Below are 14,986 nucleotides of genomic sequence, written 5' to 3'. Positions count from 1 at the left end.
GATTTTATTCGCCCTACGACTATTATTTTATCATGTTTCTAAAATATGTCAAGCGTTTTGCAGAATTTTTTATTCCCTTTCTTTTTTCTCTGATTATTTTTGCTCGTTTTTGAGGGATATTCTCTTTTTCCTCAAAAAAATATCTTTATACTTGAGGAGATAAGGCTTTTATTTACATTTTCTTTCATTTTTTCGTGAAAATTTGCCAGATTTCCTTCACTTGATTCCTGGCAATCGTTTGACATATTTTTCTTTTTTTTAACATAAAAGACTTGCTTTTTTTGCCGAAAACGTTTACTATTAATAATAGAATAGAACTTATGGAGGAAAGATAAAATGGAATGGACAACCGAGCGCCGTTACAGACGCTATGAAGACTGGTCTAATGATGAAATCAAACAAATCAAGGAAAAGATGGCTCAATCTCCTTGGCATACTCGTTACCATGTCGAGCCTAAAATGGGCCTTCTCAATGATCCAAATGGCTTTTCTTATTTTGATGGCAAATGGATTCTCTTTTACCAAAACTTCCCCTTCGGTGCAGCCCATGGGTTGAAGTCTTGGGTGCAGCTTGAAAGTGATGATTTAGTGCACTTTACAGAAACTGGAGTCAAAATTTTACCAGATACTCCATTGGATAGCCACGGTGCCTACTCTGGTTCTGCCATGCAGTTCGGCGATCAGTTGTTCCTATTTTATACTGGAAATGTCCGTGATGAAAACTGGATCCGTCACCCTTACCAGATTGGGGCTTTGATGGATAAGGATGGCAAGATTACAAAGATTGACAAGATCTTGATTGACCAGCCAGCAGACTCTACAGACCACTTCCGCGACCCGCAAATTTTTAACTTCAAGGGTCAATATTATGCTATCGTCGGTGGACAGGACTTGGAGAAAAAAGGCTTCGTCCGTCTCTACAAGGCTGTGGACAATGATTATACAAACTGGCAAGCAGTTGGCGACCTTAACTTTGCTAACGACCGCACTGCCTACATGATGGAATGCCCAAATCTAGTCTTTGTAGGGGAGCAACCTGTCCTTCTCTACTGTCCACAAGGATTGGATAAACAAGTTCTAGACTATGACAATATCTACCCAAACATGTACAAAATAGGGGCATCCTTTGATCCTGAAAATGCCAAAATGGTAGATGTGTCTCAACTTCATAATCTAGACTATGGTTTCGAAGCCTATGCGACTCAAGCCTTCAACGCTCCAGATGGACGTGCACTAGCAGTAAGTTGGCTTGGGTTACCAGATGTTTCTTACCCATCTGACCGTTTTGACCACCAAGGAACCTTCTCATTGGTCAAAGAACTCACTATCAAAGATGGCAAACTCTACCAATATCCGGTCGCAGCCGTCAAAGAACTTCGTTCTTCTGAAGAGGCCTTCTTAAATCGCACTCAAACCAATAACACCTATGAACTCGAGCTCAACTTGGAGGCCAATAGCCAAAGCGAGATTGTCTTGCTCGCTGATAAAGAAGGCAAGGGGCTTTCAATCAACTTTGATCTTGTCAATGGACAGGTGACAGTGGATCGTAGTCAGGCTGGTGAACAGTACTCCCAAGAATTTGGTACGACTCGTTCTTGCCCTATCGATAACCAAGCTACTACTGCCACTATCTTCATCGACAAGTCAGTCTTTGAAATTTTCATCAATAAAGGAGAAAAAGTATTTTCTGGTCGTGTCTTCCCACATGCAGACCAAAATGGTATCCTGATCAAGTCTGGAAACCCAACTGGAACTTACTATGAATTAGATTATGGTCGCAAAACTAACTGATGTCGCAAAACTTGCAGGCGTCAGCCCCACTACCGTCTCACGGGTCATCAATAAAAAGGGGTATCTATCTGAGAAAACCATTCAAAAGGTAAATGAAGCCATGCGAGAGCTAGGCTATAAGCCCAATAATCTAGCTCGAAGCCTCCAAGGAAAATCTGCCAAGTTGATTGGACTTATTTTTCCAAACATCAGTCATGTCTTTTATGCGGAGTTGATTGACAAGTTGGAACACCAACTCTTCAAGAATGGCTACAAGACCATCATCTGTAACAGCGAACATGACTCTGCAAAAGAACGAGAGTACATTGAAATGCTGGAGGCCAACCAGGTCGATGGTATCATTTCTGGAAGCCACAACTTGGGAATCGAAGACTACAATCGTGTGACGGCACCGATTATTTCCTTTGACCGAAATCTATCACCAGACATCCCTGTCGTCTCCTCTGATAACTACGGTGGCGGAGTCCTAGCAGCCCAAACCTTGGTCAAGACAGGCGCCCAGTCTATCATTATGATTACAGGGAATGACAACTCGAACTCACCTACTGGACTGCGCCATGCTGGTTTTGCATCGGTTCTCCCGAAAGCGCCTATTATCAATGTTTCGAGTGACTTTTCTCCCGTCAGAAAAGAAATGGAAATCAAGAATATCTTGACCCATCAGAAACCAGATGCGATCTTTGCTTCGGATGATTTGACAGCTATTCTGGTGATCAAAATCGCTCAAGAGCTGGGAATTTCTGTTCCTGATGAGCTCAAGGTCATCGGCTATGATGGGACCTACTTTATCGAGAACTACTATCCTCACCTGACAACGATTAAGCAACCTATGAAAGAGATTGCCCAACTCACTGTTGATCTTCTCTTGCAGAAGATTGAAGGCAAGGAAGTTGCGACAACTGGTTACTTCTTACCCGTCACCCTATTACCTGGAAAAAGTATTTAAGTACAAAAAACTCAGACGAATTCGTCTGAGTTTTTTTATGATCTTAAGTTTTCGAGATAGCGCTGAGCTGTCTCTAAGTTAAAGGTTTTATCTGCGATGAGGCGCTCAACGAGGGGAGCAACCTCGGACTCACTAGCACCTGCTAGGAGAGCTAGGGATTTGGCCTGCAATTTCATGTGGCCTTGCTGGATGCCCGTACTGACCAAGGCTTTGAGGGCCGCAAAGTTTTGGGCAAGACCGATGGACACGATAATCTGAGCCAATTCCTTGGCTGAAGGATTTCCTAGTAGTTCATGACTGAGGGCTACACGTGGGTTGAGACCGATAGAGCCACCCTTGGTCGCTACCGGCATGGGTAGGGTCATATGGCCGACCAATTCTTCTGTGTCCCTATCTATACTCCATCGACTGAGACCTTGATAGCGTCCGTCTCGACTGGCAAAGGCATGGGCTCCAGCTTCGATGGCACGCCAGTCATTACCAGTGGCAATCAAAATGGCATCAATACCATTAAAAATCCCTTTATTATGGGTAGCCGCTCGGTAGGGATCAGCCTGCGCAAACTGGCTGGCCAAGGCTATTTTCTCCGCAATTTCTCGTCCTTGGTCCCTTTGAGGGCTCAAGTAGCGAAAGGCGATACGACAGCTTGCAGTCACCAGAGAATCGGTCGCGTAGTTAGACAGGATTCCCATGAGACTCTGTCCCTGACTGAGTTCTTCTAAGACTGGCTTCAAGGCTTCCAGCATGGTGTTGAGCATATTGGCTCCCATGGCTTCCTGGGTATCGACATGGAGATAGACGACGAGAAAGTCTGTTTCTCCCTTAATCTGCTCTACATGCAAATCACGCGCCCCACCACCACGTTTAACGATAGAAGGATAGGCTTGATTGGCAAGTTCCAAGAGTTCCGCTTTCTTACTGGCAATCTTCGCTTGCGCTTGTTCAGGTTCAGCAACTTGATAAAGGGCTACCTGACCAATCATCTGGCGCTGATGAACCTGAGCAGTAAAACCTCCTGCTCGCTTGATGATTTTGCTGGCATAGCTAGCCGCAGCAACCACGGACGGTTCTTCTGTCACATAGGGAACTGTGTAGTCCTGACCATTCACCAAAAGTTCTGGAATGATCGAATAAGGCAGAGAAAAAGTTCCTACCACATTTTCACTCAGCTGGTCTGCAATAGCCAAGCTGACTTGTTCATCCTGCTCCAGACTGGTTTGCTTTTCAGGACTAAGGAGCGCCTGAGCTCGCAATAACTCAAGGCGCTCATGGTATGATTTTTTAGAAAATCCATTCCAACTTATCTTCATTATTTCTCAACCTTGCTATAGCGGCGTTGGTGGTCGACAATCTCCACCAAGGCATAGTCTTGATGTTCATAGCCTGCAAATTGAGCTGAGCCAGACTCATCCAACTGCAAGTCTTCGAAGAAGACTTTTTCATAGTCTACAACTGACAATGCTGTACGCTGCCGGAGTTTGCTCAAGCGATCCTTATCAAGGTAAGTTTCATAACCTTCTACCAGCTCTCCACTAAAGAACTCTGAAACCGCTCCACTTCCGTAACTGTAGAGGGCAATTTTATCTCCAGCCTTCAAAGTCTCTGCATTTTCCAAAAGGGAGAGAAGCCCGAGGAAGAGGGAACCCGTGTAGATATTTCCAATCATCTGACTGTAAAGGATGGACTTATCAAAGTTCTCTTGCAAACTATCCTGCTTCTCCTGAGATAGAGTCTTGTCCATCATCTTGCGCAAGCCTTTTAGGGCCAACTTAGGATAAGGCAAGTGGAAACAGATGGCCGCAAAGTCACCCATGGCCCAATCATAGCGCTTCTTGAATTCATCCCAAGTCGTTGTCAGGCAATCAAGATACTGTTGGGTCGAGTACATGCCGTTTACATAAGGAGTACTTGAATAGTTCGGACGCCAGAAATCCATGATGTCTCTCGTTTGGGCAACATTATCATTGTTAAAGGTCATGATGCGTGGATTTTGAGTGATTAGCATCGCTACACTTCCAGCACCCTGAGTTGGTTCACCTGGAGTTCCCACACCATACTTGGCAATATCACTGGCAATGACCAAAACCTTAGACTCTGGAGAATTTTCTACATGCAATTTAGCATAATGAAGGGCAGCTGTCGCTCCATAGCAGGCTTCTTTGATTTCAAAGCTACGGGCGAAAGGCTGAATGCCTAATAGGCCATGAACAAAGACTGCCGCTGCCTTACTCTGGTCAATCCCTGACTCGGTCGCCACGATGACCATATCGATTTCTTCTTTTTCTTTGTCTGTTAAAATAGAGTTGCTTGCACTAGCTGCCAAGGTAACAATGTCCTCAGTCAGTGGCGCAATACTAATTTCATTTAACAAGAGTCCCTTGCTAAATTTTTCAGGGTCAACTCCCCTCGCTTCTGCTAAGTCTTGTAATTTCAAGACATATTGACTGGTCGCAAAACCAATCTTATCAATACCGATTGTCATATTTACCTCTGTTTTTTCATTCATTGTAAAAAATCGTTTCATTCTATTTTATCACAAATAGGAACAAAAGAGAGAAAAAAGACTTGATTCAACAAATCAAGTCTTTGCTTTGATTGTATTAGGAAGAGATTCCTCGTTGTTTTCGGATGTAGTAATAAAGCTTTAGAATTACCGTTCCACTTGCCATTCCAATAGAAATAACAAGAGCTAACATAACCACCAAAGTCGCGCTAGCAATTGCATGGCTGTAATCGCCTGTCACAAAGAAAGCTGTCGTTCGATAGGATAAATAACCTGGCACCAAGGGGGCAAGAATGGCCAAGACAAAGACCACCGCTGGTGTCTTGTAGACAATACTTAAAATCTGACTGATGCAAGAGCCAATTACTGCTGCGATAAAGGTCGCGACAATAACATTGGTTGGTTCTTTGAGGACGAGATAGAGGAGCCAAACACCCATTCCCAAAATACCACCAGGTAGGAGCATGGAGCGTTGAACATTCAGTACGATTAGAAAGGTGATAATGGCGAGTAAACTCGCCACTGCTTGGAGCAAAATACTTGTTAGAGTCATCTTATGTCATCAAAACCAGGGCGACAGAGGTGCCTGCCCCTAAAGCAAGGGTAATGAGCAGAGATTCAAACATCTTGCTCATACCAGAGTTGATATGGTTGGTCATGATATCCCGTACCGCATTTGTCAGAGCAATCCCTGGAACAAAGGGCATGACCGCTCCCGCTATGATCAAGTCTGCCGTCGAATGAAATCCTGTATAGCGGGCCCAGAACTGGGCGATCAATCCAAAAACAAAGGCACCCGCAAAGGCCGTTACAAAAGGAATGCGAACAAACTTCTCTACATAGAGAGAGAAGGCAAATCCAAATAAAGTCGCAATAGCCGCACCAAAAGCGTCATAGACATTGCCCCCAAACATAATCGAGAAGAAAGGGGCACTGAGGGTCGCTGCTACAGTCACTTGGAACTTGGTATAAGGAAGGGGTTGATTGCCGATTTCTTTGAGCTTTTTAAAGGCTGTCGAGAGATCAATCTGCCCGCCCACAAGCTCCCGTGATACTTGGTTTACATCGCAAACTTTTTCAATGTTATAAGAGGATGAGGTCACCCGTTTCATCCGAGAAATATTGGTATTTTCAATAGAGAAGAAAATAGCTGCGGGCATGGCAAGAACATTGCAATCCATTATTCCTTGCGAATGGGCAATACGGATCATAGTATCCTCAACCCGATGAATCTCTGATCCACTTTTCAGGAGAATGGTTCCTGCTAGCATAATCACATCAATGACGGCATTCAACTCTCTCGATTCGTCCATTTTCTCCTCCTTTTTTCTACTCCCTATATTTTATCACAAAATCTTGTGAAAAAAAATCTTTGTCATGAAATCATGACAAAGATTCGTTTAATCTCGAGAACTTTCGTGAGATCCTTCATTATTGGATGAACTGCTAGAAGGAGTGTTCCCTTGTTGATTTCCTTGTTGGTTCCCCTGGTTTGGACTTGTAGGAGAACCCTGGTTCCCACGTTGGGCAGGATTAGAGGATGAAGTTGACGGTGGTGTTTTTGGTTTGTAGATGGAAAGTTTGATACGCGTACTTGCAAGATCAACCTGTTCTCCTGCTCTTGGCGTTTGACTTACAACAGTTCCTTCTGCCGTTCCTTCAGGAGCAGTCGATACTTCTATAACCTCAATATTTGCTTCCTTCACACCGACAATCTGAGTCAAGTTATTCTTTGTAAACTCGAGACTTGAACCGATGTAGTTCGGCATGCTGACACTAGTCACCTTCTTAGCCACTGTTAAGGTAATCGTAGTGGCTTTTGAGAGATCATAAGTCGAACCCGAAGCAGGGGTCTGTCTGAGGACGGTTCCAGGTTCGCTTTCGCTGGATTCTTCCTCTTCCATCTTGATTAGATTTTCAGGAACCTTCTTCTCCTTGAGTTCGGCTACGACATCTGTATACTTGCGTCCGACGTAATTGCTCAATTGGAAGGATTGCTTACCAGAAGAAACAATCAAATTGACCTTGGTTCCTTCTTTTCGGCCACTACCAGCTTCTGGATCCGTTCGAATAACACGTCCTTCTGCTACTGTATCGCTAGCTTCTGACTTTTCTTCACCAGCTTCAAACTTGGATTTTTTAAGAGCTTCCTTAGCCTCGGCAACGGTTTGTCCAGCCACATCAGGAATGGGAATCGTTGCAGGTGTTCTAGACAAAATCCAGATTAAAGAGGCTGCAACCAATAGAAGACTGGCCAAAAGAATCATATAGCGAGCCTTAAACTTCCGTTTCTTAGCTGGCTTTGGCGCTGGAGCCGGCTCTGCCACTGGTTGAGTTGGTTTCTTTGGCTGAGGGCGTTCTTCCTGCGCCGGAGCTTTAGGAATCGATGTCAGTGTACTTTGTGGAACTTTAGGTAAAGTCTTAGTGTCTGCCTTACTCGCATCGTCAAAGACCAGTTTCGGTTCATTCCGACGATTATAAGACAAGCTAGTTGACAAGTCCACATACATTTCTGAAACAGACTGATAACGGTCTGACAGCTTCTTAGCAGTCGCCTTGATGACAACATTTTCTAAAGCCTGAGGGACAGATGGGTTTTCAGCTATGACGGACGGAAGTGGCTTCTGGAAATGCTGGAGGGCAATCGTAACCGCGCTATCCCCATCATAAGGGATATGTCCCGTCAGCATTTCATAGAAGATAATCCCCATTGCATAGATATCACTCTGGAAGGTCGCTTTAGATCCACGCGCTTGCTCAGGTGACAAATAATGAACGGAGCCTAGCATCGAGTTTGTCTGAGTCAGACTGGTCTCCGCAAAGGCTACTGCAATCCCAAAGTCAGTGACCTTAGCTGTGCCATCAGGGGTTAGTAGGATATTTTGTGGTTTCAAATCACGGTGGACAATGCCTCTAGTATGGGCTAAGCGCATGGCCAAGAGGATTTGTCCCATAATTCGAACTGCTTCTTCATTTGAAAGAGGGTAGTGTTCTTTGATATAACGCTTGAGGTCAAGGCCTGCTACGTATTCCATAGCTAGGTACTGTTGACCTTCTTCCTCACCAATATCTGTTATCCGAACGATATGAGGATGGTCCAGATCTGCCATAGCCCTCGCTTCACGCTGGAAACGTGCTACAGCAATCGGGTCTGTCTGGTAGTTGGTCCTCAGGACCTTGACCGCCACTTCTTCCCCGTCTAGGATCAAATCCTTGGCCAGGTAAACATCTGCCATGCCCCCTCGACCAATCTGTTTGATAATCCGATACCGCCCGGCAAAAATCTTGCCGATTTGGATCATTCTGCTTCCTCCTCGTTCATGTAAACAAGGGCAACCGTAATGTTGTCTAAACCTCCTGCATTGTTAGCGAAACGAATGAGGGTTGCCGCCTTGTCTGCTAAGGAAATATCGCTGGTTACGATATCATAAATCTCGCTGGCCGAAATCATATTGGTTAGGCCGTCACTGTTGAGCAGGAGATAATCCCCTGACTCAAGTGTAATCATTCCAAAATCTGGTTGAATCTCATCTTTTTGTCCGATGGACTGAGTGATGATATTTTTTTGGGGATGCGCTTCAGCTTCTTCTGGAGTCAACTGGCCAGCCTTGAGCAATTCATTGACCAAGGAATGGTCACTGGTCAACTGGTGGTACTCTTCTCCACGAATCAAACCGATACGAGAATCTCCAATATGAGCATAGATAGCTTGGTTGTCAATAATAGCCATAGCTTCTAGCGTAGTTCCCATACCTTTGTAGTCTTCGTCCTGACCTAGTTGATGAATTTTTTGATTTTCAATCTCTAGGTAGTGGGCAAACCACTCACGAACTTCATTGACTGAGTCGATTTGGGTATCCACCCAAGCCACGCCTAGGTCTGTTACCGCCATTTCACTAGCGATATTTCCTGCACGGTGCCCTCCCATCCCGTCAGCCAAGAGGATCATAGTGCGTCCTGCTCGGTTGACAAAGTGATTGACATAGTCTTGGTTATTTGTTCGTTTCTGACCAACATCTGTTAATAATGCTATTTCCATTGTGTCAGTTCCTTCCTAATCTGATATCTTACGAAATTGGCTAATGAAGAATCCATCACTTCCATACAATTCTGGAGTAATCAGGATACAGCCATCTTTCAGGATATCTTTACATTCGTGTTCTAGTTTAACCTGTTCGAACTCTGGGTGACTTTCTAAAAACGCCTCAACGACTTGAAAGTTCTCCTCAGAGACAATAGTACAGGTACTATACGTTATTATACCACCTTTTCGTAGTGTTTGACAAACACTACCTAATATTTCCAGCTGAATTTCCTGTAGGGACGTGAAATCTGCCGTTTCTTTATTGTATTTGATATCTGGTTTGCGGCGCAAGAGGCCGATTCCAGAACAAGGGGCATCTACTAAAATCTTATCAAAAGAGTCTTTTTCAAAAAACTCATGCACTTTTCTGGCGTCCAATTTTTGCGTTTGCACCCGATCTGCCACACCTAAACGCTCCGCATTTTCTTGGATCAAGTCCAACTTATGGTCATAAAGATCCAAAGCCGTCACCTTACCGGATGTGAGGTAAGAGGCCATATGGGCTGTTTTTCCACCCGGAGCGGCACAGGCATCTAGGACCTGTTCATCACCTTGTAGATCAAGGGTCGGAGCAACCAATTGACTGGACTCATCCTGGATGGTAATAGCACCCTCTGAAAACAAATCATGTCCCGCAAAGTGGCCTTGCTCCTTGACCAAACCAGAAGCGGCTAAAGGTGAATCACTCGCCTCTAACACGGCCTTGATTTCCTCTTTTCGGCTCAAGTCGGTCACTCGGATGCTGGCTTTGTTACGCACCAATAGACTGTCAAAAATGGCTTGGGCTCGCTCTTCCCCGTACTCTTCCTTGAGCTTAGATACTAGCCAAACTGGGAGAGAATAGGCAATGGAATCACGCTTGTTTTTGCGTTTGATTCTTGCAATATCTGGCCAGCCTTCTCGTAAGATACGACGCAGGACGGCGTTGACCAATTTCTCACTGCCTTTTTTACGTAATTTAGCCAATTCCACTGCTTCATTAACCACAGCATGATTAGGAACCTTATCCAGATAGCGGAGTTGGTAAGCACTCAGAAGGAGCAAGATATAGAGCCAGTTATCAAGCTTATCCCGGTCTTCGATAAAGTGGGATAGGTACCATTCCAGAGTCAGTTTTCGTGCTACCGTTCCGTAGACAATCTCTGTCACCAAGCCCTTGTCTGCTGCCGAGAGTTGACTGCCCTTGAGGTGTTTGTTTAAGGCGATATTGGAGTATGCTTGATGGACAAAAACATCTTCGAGCACCTCAAGAGCGACACTTCTAGCTGTTTCTACTTTAGTCACCAAATCGTTCTCCTACAGTCAATGTCCGTCCAACTCCATTGAGGAAGGAAGCGATGTCCATCTTAGGCTTCCCAGCTGGCTGCACTTGCTTGAGAGACAGAGCTCCTTCAGCCGTTGCGACGATCAATTCCTTTTTGCCAATAGAGAGGATTTCACCTGGAACTCCCTGACCTTCTACTGGCAGGGCTTCATAAATCTTAAAGCGGTCTCCCTTGAGAAAAGTGTGGGCAACAGGCCAGGGGTTCATTCCACGGATTTGGTTGAAGAGTTGGCGATTGGTTTTAGTCCAATCCAGCTTTTCTTCCTCTGGCTTGATATTTAGCGAGAAAGTGACCTGGCTTAGGTCCTGAGGCACAGGCTTAATCTCCCCAGCAATATAGGCAGGCAGGGTGTCCAAAAGCAAGTCACGACCAACAATGGCTAATTTCTCAAACAAGGTGCCGACATTGTCTTCATCTGTGATAGGAATACTGCGACGGGAAATCATGTCTCCTGCATCCATTTCCTTAACCATCTCCATAATGGTCACACCAGCTTCCTCATCCCCTTGAATCAAGGCATAATGAATGGGCGCGCCACCACGGTGTTTGGGAAGGAGGGAGGCGTGAACATTGACCGCAAAGTCCATGCTATCAAGGAGTTTACTAGGGAGAAATTGTCCAAAAGCAGCGGTCACAATCCCATCCGCTCCTAAATTCATAATGGCTTCCAGCTCTGGGCTTCCAGATAATTTTTCTGGTTGGTAAATAGGAAGGCCTGCTTCTTTTGCAGCCTGCTTGACTGGAGTTTCTTGGATCACTTTTTTACGGCCGACAGCGCGGTCTGGCTGGGTCACAACAGCTAGAATCTCGTAACAATCATCTGATAACAACCCCTTCAAAACTGTCGCTGAAAAATCAGGGGTCCCCATAAAGATTAGTTTTGTCATTTCTTCTCCTTCTTATAAAAATTGCTGCGGTTCATGGTCAATACTGAGACGAAGCTCGCTATTTTCCCGTTCTTGAGTCAAGGCCAAGACCTGGTTGAGAGTCTGTCCCAGCTCATCTTCTAAACGGTATTTAATCAAAATCTGGTAATGATAAAGGTTGTGAGTACGGGTGATGGGTTTTGGCGTTGGTCCAAGGATTTTACTAGTTTCCGATAAACCTGAGCGCAAAATTCCCATGACTTCATAGGCACGTTTGACAACCTCTTCTTCTTTCTTGTGAGAGAGGGTAATCCCAATCGTAAAATAATAAGGCGGGTAGCCGAGTTGGCGTCTGATACCCATTTCATAGGCATAAAAGCCTTCATAGTCTTGGTCTTTAGCAAAACGAATGGCATAATGCTCTGGATTGTAGGACTGAATCAAGACCTGTCCAGCCTTTTCTGCACGACCTGCGCGACCAGCAACCTGAGTTAAGAGCTGGAAGGTTCTCTCAGAAGAACGGAAATCAGGCAAGTTCAGGGCTGTATCTGCATTGAGGACTCCGACTAGGGTCACATTTGGAAAATCCAAGCCCTTAGCAATCATCTGAGTTCCCAACAAGATATCTGCTTCCCCTCGGCCAAACTGGTCAAGAAGAGCTTGGTGACTGCCTTTCTTGCGGGTCGTATCCACATCCATCCGCAGAATGCGAGCCTGAGGAAAGAGTTCTGCCAGTTCATCGTAAGCTTTCTGAGTCCCCGTCCCGTAGTAACGAATACTGCGGCTCTGACAGTTGGGACAGACATGAGGAATTCCCTTCGAAAAGCCACAGTAATGGCAGTTCATGGTCTTGGTATCCATGTGGAGAGTCAGAGAAATGTCACAGTTGGGACAAGTATCCACCGTCCCACACTCCCGACACATAACAAAGCTAGAATAACCCCGACGGTTGAGCATGAGGACTACCTGCTCTTTTTTATCCAAGCGGTCTTGGATGGCTTCTAGCAAAGGGGGCGTAAAGTTTGACGTCTCATTCTGCCCGATATAGTCCCGAAAGTCAATCACTTGAACCTCAGGAATAGTGGCTAAAGGATTGGCCCGTTGGGTCAGACGTAAGTGTTGATAGACGCCTTTTCCAGCCCGCGCACGGCTTTCTAAGCTCGGTGTTGCCGAACCAAGGACTAGGGCTGCTTGATTGTACTGGGCCCGTAAAATGGCGACCTCTCTGGCATGATAACGGGGATTGCTGTCTTGTTTGTAGCTAGCTTCATGTTCTTCATCGATAATCATGACACCCAGATTTTTCAAAGGAGCAAAGATAGCTGACCGAGCGCCAACAACAACTTGGGCATCTCCACGCTCAACCTTGCGCCATTCGTCGTACTTCTCACCATTGGATAGGCCTGAGTGAAGAATGGCTACTTTCTCACCGAAACGAGCAATGAACCGCTCCGTCATTTGTGGCGTCAGAGAAATCTCAGGTACCAGTAAAATAGCCGTCTTACCCTTATCCAAGGCTCCTTGGATAATCTGCAAATAAACCTCTGTCTTCCCACTTCCTGTAATTCCTTGAAGGAGGAAAGGAGGCTGTTGACTGCCAATAGCACTGACAACGGCATCACGCGCCTGTCTTTGTTCTGGATTCAATTCCAAAGGTTGGCTGGCTTCAATGCCTTCAAAATAAGCAGCTGAGCGTTGCACTTCCTTTTGGACTATGGACACAGCACCTTGTTCCACAAGGAAGTTGACTTGCTCGCGTGAGTAGGATTCTAACAAGCTAGCCAGAGGAGCACTCTTAGGATGAGACAGCAAATAGTCTCTCAGCTCTGCCTTTTTCTTAGCACGCGCAGAAATCTCAATCTGCTCTAGTCGAGTAGTATCAACCTCATACCAAGACTGGGTCTTGACCTTCTTTTGATCGACTGCCTGGTATTCTAAGCGGAGCAGCCCTTTCCTGGTCAAGCGCATCATTTCTGCCTGCTTGGCTAAATCTAGAGAAGAAAAGGCTAGCGAATCTTCTGAACCAAACAGACGCTCTCGGTCTGTCTGACTCAGACCTTCCAGAGGATAGAGAATTTTATCATAACTGGAGTTTAAAAATCCTGGAAGCATGGCTTTTAGAATGGAGATTTTATAAGAAAAAACGGACTTGCGTAACTCCTCAGCCAGCCAGAGTTGCTCCTGAGTCAAGACAGGAGAAAAATCTAGCACTTCTGCAATCTCCTTCAAGTCCTGATCAGCCACTTCTTCATCCAACTGGGACTCCAGGCCTAGCACAATTCCTTGGATCAAACGATTGCCCTTACCGAAGGGGACATGGACCCGCATACCGACTTCCAGCATCTCTACAAATTCCTCTGGAACCTTATAACTATAGGGCTGGTCCGTCTGCATCAGGGGAACATCCACAATAATCTTTGCGATTGCCATCTTCTCACCTCCTTCTTGTCAGTAAATTCTTGCAATAGAAAAAATAAGATTGAGTCCCCCCAACCTTAAATTTTTTCACCATCTTCTTTTTCTTTAGCGATTTGCTCTTTGATTTTCTTTTCTTCTTCTTCTTTGCGGCGTTTTTCTTCTTCGATACGGAGACGAACCGCTTCACGTTTTCCTTCTGGATCTGGGTGAATGGTTACATTTCCTGACTCGATTTCTTCCAAAGCGCGAAGAGTTGATTTTTCAGACTTAAACTCTTGAGTTGCTGGCGCACCGGCTTCTAGTTCGTGGGCACGCTTTGCTTCCAAGATTACGAGTGAATATTTTGATGGTACCTTGTCTAGCAAGGTATCAATAGAGGGTTTTAACATCATTTGCTTGTACCTATTTCCTATAGTTTATCGAGTAGTTGGAGATTTTGGCAACATCTCCTGATAGTGACCAATGACACGGTCCACACGGAAGTGTTCTGCTTCGATCACACGCTTGACACGTTCAGCAGCGAGGGGCACCTGATCGTTGACAATGGCATAATCATACTCACGCATGAGAGCAATTTCTTCCTTGGCTTTTTCGATTCGTTGGGCAATCACTTCTGCGCTATCTGTTCCACGACCTACCAAACGATCTTGCAATTCATCCAAATCTGGTGGCGTTAGAAAGATAAAGACAGCATCTGGAACCTTTTTCTTAACCTGAAGGGCTCCTTGGACTTCAATCTCAAGAAAGACATCGATTCCCTTGTCCAGAGTTTCATTGACATAGGTCAGCGGAGTTCCATAGTAGTTACCGACATATTCTGCATATTCCAACATCTGACCTTGACGGATCAGCTCTTCAAACTCTTCACGAGTACGGAAGAAATAGTCCACTCCATCCACTTCACCAGGACGTTGCGCACGCGTCGTCATCGATACAGAGTATTGAAATTGATTCTCGGAACTCTCAAAAATCTCTCTTCTAACCGTTCCTTTCCCAACTCCTGAAGGACCAGAAAAAACGATTAGCAAGCCTCGGTCTGCCATTATGTCTCCT

Annotated in this window: 13 protein-coding genes; 2 read left to right on the top strand and 11 right to left on the bottom strand. The window is 45.3% G+C overall.

From position 1 onward, the window contains the following. Positions 1-336: 336 nt before the first annotated feature. Positions 337-1,791, top strand: coding sequence for a sucrose-6-phosphate hydrolase (locus O3652_RS08575; RefSeq protein ID WP_049520896.1), 1,455 nt, complete (start codon positions 337-339; stop codon positions 1,789-1,791). Beyond that, positions 1,772-2,737, top strand: coding sequence for a LacI family DNA-binding transcriptional regulator (locus O3652_RS08570; protein ID WP_049520895.1), 966 nt, complete (start codon positions 1,772-1,774; stop codon positions 2,735-2,737). The genes O3652_RS08575 and O3652_RS08570 overlap by 20 nt, the downstream gene beginning before the upstream one ends. 35 nt (positions 2,738-2,772) lie before the next feature. Here the strand turns inward: O3652_RS08570 and O3652_RS08565 are convergent, their stop codons facing one another. The 11 genes from O3652_RS08565 to gmk form a co-directional block, all read right to left on the bottom strand. After that, on the bottom strand, positions 2,773-4,047 hold the full coding sequence (locus O3652_RS08565; protein ID WP_049520894.1) for a hydroxymethylglutaryl-CoA reductase, degradative: 1,275 nt from the start codon (positions 4,045-4,047) through the stop codon (positions 2,773-2,775). Beyond that, positions 4,047-5,219: a hydroxymethylglutaryl-CoA synthase gene (locus O3652_RS08560; RefSeq protein ID WP_371590297.1), complete on the bottom strand. Its 1,173-nt coding sequence runs from the start codon at positions 5,217-5,219 to the stop codon at positions 4,047-4,049. The genes O3652_RS08565 and O3652_RS08560 overlap by 1 nt, the downstream gene beginning before the upstream one ends. A gap of 118 nt (positions 5,220-5,337) precedes the next feature. After that, positions 5,338-5,793, bottom strand: a complete 456-nt coding sequence (locus O3652_RS08555) for a threonine/serine exporter family protein (RefSeq protein WP_044021233.1) — start codon at positions 5,791-5,793, stop codon at positions 5,338-5,340. 1 nt (position 5,794) lies between these two features. Then, entirely contained in the window at positions 5,795-6,553 is a 759-nt protein-coding gene (locus O3652_RS08550; protein WP_371590296.1) for a threonine/serine exporter family protein, read from the bottom strand. 87 nt (positions 6,554-6,640) lie between these two features. Continuing rightward, on the bottom strand, positions 6,641-8,542 hold the full coding sequence (gene pknB / locus O3652_RS08545; protein ID WP_371590295.1) for a Stk1 family PASTA domain-containing Ser/Thr kinase: 1,902 nt from the start codon (positions 8,540-8,542) through the stop codon (positions 6,641-6,643). Then, positions 8,539-9,279: a Stp1/IreP family PP2C-type Ser/Thr phosphatase gene (locus O3652_RS08540; RefSeq protein ID WP_000401534.1), complete on the bottom strand. Its 741-nt coding sequence runs from the start codon at positions 9,277-9,279 to the stop codon at positions 8,539-8,541. The genes pknB and O3652_RS08540 overlap by 4 nt, the downstream gene beginning before the upstream one ends. A gap of 15 nt (positions 9,280-9,294) precedes the next feature. Further along, a complete protein-coding gene (gene rsmB / locus O3652_RS08535) occupies positions 9,295-10,608 on the bottom strand; it encodes a 16S rRNA (cytosine(967)-C(5))-methyltransferase RsmB (protein ID WP_371590294.1) in 1,314 nt (437 codons plus the stop codon). Then, a complete protein-coding gene (gene fmt / locus O3652_RS08530; protein WP_371590293.1) occupies positions 10,601-11,536 on the bottom strand; it encodes a methionyl-tRNA formyltransferase in 936 nt (311 codons plus the stop codon). The genes rsmB and fmt overlap by 8 nt, the downstream gene beginning before the upstream one ends. Positions 11,537-11,548: 12 nt before the next feature. After that, entirely contained in the window at positions 11,549-13,945 is a 2,397-nt protein-coding gene (locus O3652_RS08525) for a primosomal protein N' (RefSeq protein ID WP_371590292.1), read from the bottom strand. Between the two features lie 65 nt (positions 13,946-14,010). Then, entirely contained in the window at positions 14,011-14,325 is a 315-nt protein-coding gene (gene rpoZ / locus O3652_RS08520; RefSeq protein ID WP_002874282.1) for a DNA-directed RNA polymerase subunit omega, read from the bottom strand. Between the two features lie 24 nt (positions 14,326-14,349). Then, positions 14,350-14,976: a guanylate kinase gene (gmk, locus tag O3652_RS08515; RefSeq protein ID WP_000775041.1), complete on the bottom strand. Its 627-nt coding sequence runs from the start codon at positions 14,974-14,976 to the stop codon at positions 14,350-14,352. Positions 14,977-14,986 lie beyond the last annotated feature (10 nt).

It is taken from the genome of Streptococcus sp. 27098_8_23 (assembly GCF_041432195.1).
In the GTDB taxonomy this organism is placed as follows: domain Bacteria; phylum Bacillota; class Bacilli; order Lactobacillales; family Streptococcaceae; genus Streptococcus.
Note: the sequence above shows the minus strand (reverse complement) of the source record. Positions and strands in the feature narration are given on the sequence as shown.

What these genes read in the sequence shown, in the direction of transcription:
- O3652_RS08575 (WP_049520896.1), top strand. Translation starts at nt 337, where the DNA reads ATGGAATGGACAACCGAGCGCCGTTACAGACGCTATGAAGACTGGTCT.
- O3652_RS08570 (WP_049520895.1), top strand. Translation starts at nt 1,772, where the DNA reads ATGGTCGCAAAACTAACTGATGTCGCAAAACTTGCAGGCGTCAGCCCC.
- O3652_RS08565 (WP_049520894.1), bottom strand. Translation starts at nt 4,047, where the DNA reads ATGAAGATAAGTTGGAATGGATTTTCTAAAAAATCATACCATGAGCGC.
- O3652_RS08560 (WP_371590297.1), bottom strand. Translation starts at nt 5,219, where the DNA reads ATGACAATCGGTATTGATAAGATTGGTTTTGCGACCAGTCAATATGTC.
- O3652_RS08555 (WP_044021233.1), bottom strand. Translation starts at nt 5,793, where the DNA reads ATGACTCTAACAAGTATTTTGCTCCAAGCAGTGGCGAGTTTACTCGCC.
- O3652_RS08550 (WP_371590296.1), bottom strand. Translation starts at nt 6,553, where the DNA reads ATGGACGAATCGAGAGAGTTGAATGCCGTCATTGATGTGATTATGCTA.
- pknB (WP_371590295.1), bottom strand. Translation starts at nt 8,542, where the DNA reads ATGATCCAAATCGGCAAGATTTTTGCCGGGCGGTATCGGATTATCAAA.
- O3652_RS08540 (WP_000401534.1), bottom strand. Translation starts at nt 9,279, where the DNA reads ATGGAAATAGCATTATTAACAGATGTTGGTCAGAAACGAACAAATAAC.
- fmt (WP_371590293.1), bottom strand. Translation starts at nt 11,536, where the DNA reads ATGACAAAACTAATCTTTATGGGGACCCCTGATTTTTCAGCGACAGTT.
- O3652_RS08525 (WP_371590292.1), bottom strand. Translation starts at nt 13,945, where the DNA reads ATGGCAATCGCAAAGATTATTGTGGATGTTCCCCTGATGCAGACGGAC.
- rpoZ (WP_002874282.1), bottom strand. Translation starts at nt 14,325, where the DNA reads ATGATGTTAAAACCCTCTATTGATACCTTGCTAGACAAGGTACCATCA.
- gmk (WP_000775041.1), bottom strand. Translation starts at nt 14,976, where the DNA reads ATGGCAGACCGAGGCTTGCTAATCGTTTTTTCTGGTCCTTCAGGAGTT.